Here is a 2,822-nt window from a genome sequence, read left to right on the forward strand (position 1 = left end):
AGCGTGATTGCTGCGAACAGCAAAATGGACGCGAATATTCTGATGGCGGCGCAGAAGGTGCTGGCGCTGTCTGGGGCACTGCTTGCGCCGGGTGGTGAGATTTCGTTGACCTCGACGATTCTGGACACCGGGCTGCTGGTGCCGGTCGCGGACAAGGTCAATCTCTCCGGTGTTGAGGTTTGGGCGAAACTTCCCCTGAAGACGGAGAAGGTGGCAAATGGCCTTGCAGTATATTTGGGGAAAGATGGATTCCTATATGCCGAAGACGGCAGGGTGATCGACCCTGCTTCTCACTTGTACGATTTGAGCGGAAATGATGTGGGGTCTTTTAAGGATGCGGGCGAGGCAGAAAGTCTGGAGTCAGCAAATATTGGCAAAACTAAATTTTTGGCACTGTATGATAATGTCAGAATTGGGGGGAAATCCACTAGCGCTACCGGTCTGGCTGTTAAGAGGGGTGAGGAGTGGAGGCAAGTATTTGTCGTCATAAAGGGCGGCATAAAAATTAATAATTGGGCTCAGGCTGCTACTGAGCTGGTTGATGCAGATGGCAAGTCGCTAGGTGCTGGGGATGTTGTTGCAGCATGGGATTTCAAGAAAAATGATATTGATCACGATGCGCAGGTCGAGTTTACTGGATTAATTTCGGGTGGAAATTTTGATGTTCCGCCTGGTCTGGTTTTCGTGGGAAGTGGGAAATTTTTCGTGGGGAATGAGAAGGGATTTAAGGATCCCAAGTATGGAGAGGTTACTGATGGCAATATTATCCAAGGCGTACGCCGATTTGGAGTGGCGGGGGATTTTGGGTTTTCCTTGAGGGTCGATGGTGGTAAATTTTTTATTGTGGTTGATGCTGATGCTGATCCTAATGCAAAAGGGGTCGAGGTGGGTCAGGTTTTTTTTGATAAAATCAAAAAATATGGTGTTTTGAGTACGTCGCTTTTTATCGGTGAAGGTACTCGTGTGCGGGTTTTTAAGGTGGGGGGGAGGCTTTATTTTAAAAATAGCGAGTCTGGATTGGCGGAGGTCCGTGGGGCGCGCGAGGCGGGAAAATTGCGCACGTCAAATGGGGTGGAACTGGATGTTATCAGGCGTGAAGGGGGTGACCTTGCCATTAATCGTACGACTAGGGTGATTAATGACGTGCTCACTGGTGGAAATGAGTCCGTTAAAGGGCTTCGTGATAATGACGGCAATCCGCTTTATCAGAAGGTGGTGGATGGTGGTATTCATTTGTCTGATGCGAATGGGCGTGTGCTTGCTGATGGGGCTGGGGTCGAAATAGTCGATCTGAAGAATGATGGCACAACAATAGAGCGTTCCGAGAAGGGCTCGATCGTCAATGGGAAGGTTTCCCTCGCCGACGAGGAGGGGGCGCTTGCTCGCTTGGCTACGTCGGGGTTTATTCCGAAGACGACGGGGAATCAGATGTACGTGACGAGCCAGGGCCGTGAGGTTGAGCGTGACGGGGTGGGCCGACTGTCGCGCAAGGACGGTCAGCCGCTGGCCGCTGGTGAGACGTTCGTGGCGATAGTGCAAAGGGGTGGAAAACCGTACCGGATAGTGGTTGATGTGCACGGTATGCCGCAGATGTTTGGGCCGGGTGGTGACCCTGAGCTGGTGAAGGAGGTCGATGTGTCCGGCATTCGCAGGGCGGTCGATGCGTGGAACGCAGACTCGAATCACCACAAGCGCAATGCTGCCACGGAGATCAGGGAGGCGCAGGCGCAGGCGGGCGGCGTGTACCACATTACGGATCTGGCGGGCAACGAGAAGTCTGTGGACGCGAACCTGAATCCGACGCGCGATGAGTCGAAGAAGGCTGTGAACGAGAGGCTGACGAAGGAGATTGAGAATGCTCAGAAGGCGGGTAAGTGGACGCTTGCAGAAGCGCTGAAGAACGTGCGCGAAGGCTGGACGGGTCATCCTGTGACCGACGTGGCGATGGTTGAGAAGGTCAAGCAGCAACTGGAGGACCTCCTGTCGGATAAGTTCAACGGTCATGATGTAAAGCTTCAGCTGAATCGTCTTGTGGGCCTGGTGAATGGTGCGGGCGAGTTGGCGGATGCGGTGAATGGCAAGAACGACGCGCTGGCCGCGCGTCTGGCGCGTCTAAACCAAAAGCAGCTTGGTGTTAAACCGTCCGAGGAGCTCCTCAATCTTGCGAAGATGTCGGCTAAAGAGCGCGCGGAGGCGTTGAAGCTGCTGGAACTGTCGGGTGTCGATCAAGATGGTGTGCTGAAGGCGCTGGAGCATCTTGAGACGGCGTTGCCGGAGCAGGCGAAGGTGCAGGCGGTCATCGACAAGGAGGGGCGTTCGAGTGATGCGTCAGTTAATAAGCAGGACGATGCAGCGAAGCAGGTGATTGTTGCGTGGATGAATGGTCGCGACTACGCGACTGCAGGCGAGGCTACTGAGGACTTGGCGAAGCGGCGTGCGCAGTACCAGGTCGTGGCTGGGATTGCGAAGACGACGGGTGCTGAAGTGCGCGCGCTGGATGAGGGCGTGTTCGTGGCGGTGGACAAGGACGGCGATGTGCTGGGCAAGGGCGGCAAGCCGTTGGGTCTCAAGGTGATTGAGGTTCCGGATCCGAAGAATCCCGGTGCGACGAAGCTGATCGTGACCAAGGGCGACAAGGCTCAGAAGCCGGACGACCATGGTGGGTTCTTCAATGAGGACCCGAATAGCCCGAATCAGATTGCGCTTAATCTGTCGAAGAAGGCTGTGAACGAGAGGCTGACGAAGGAGATTGAGAATGCTCAGAAGGCGGGTAAGTGGACGCTTGCAGAAGCGCTGAAGAACGTGCGCGAAGGCTGGACGGG

At 54.9% G+C, this 2,822-nt stretch carries 1 protein-coding gene; it reads left to right on the top strand.

Features of this window, described 5'->3' with window-relative positions:
* Window positions 1–24 precede the first annotated feature (24 nt).
* Window positions 25–2,822 (top strand): hypothetical protein (locus ACNQQL_RS35730; RefSeq protein WP_347069530.1); only part of this gene is annotated, 2,798 nt, incomplete at its 3' end.

The sequence above is a fragment of the Burkholderia sp. LFS061 genome (assembly GCF_047978125.1).
Classification (GTDB): domain Bacteria; phylum Pseudomonadota; class Gammaproteobacteria; order Burkholderiales; family Burkholderiaceae; genus Burkholderia; species Burkholderia pyrrocinia_C.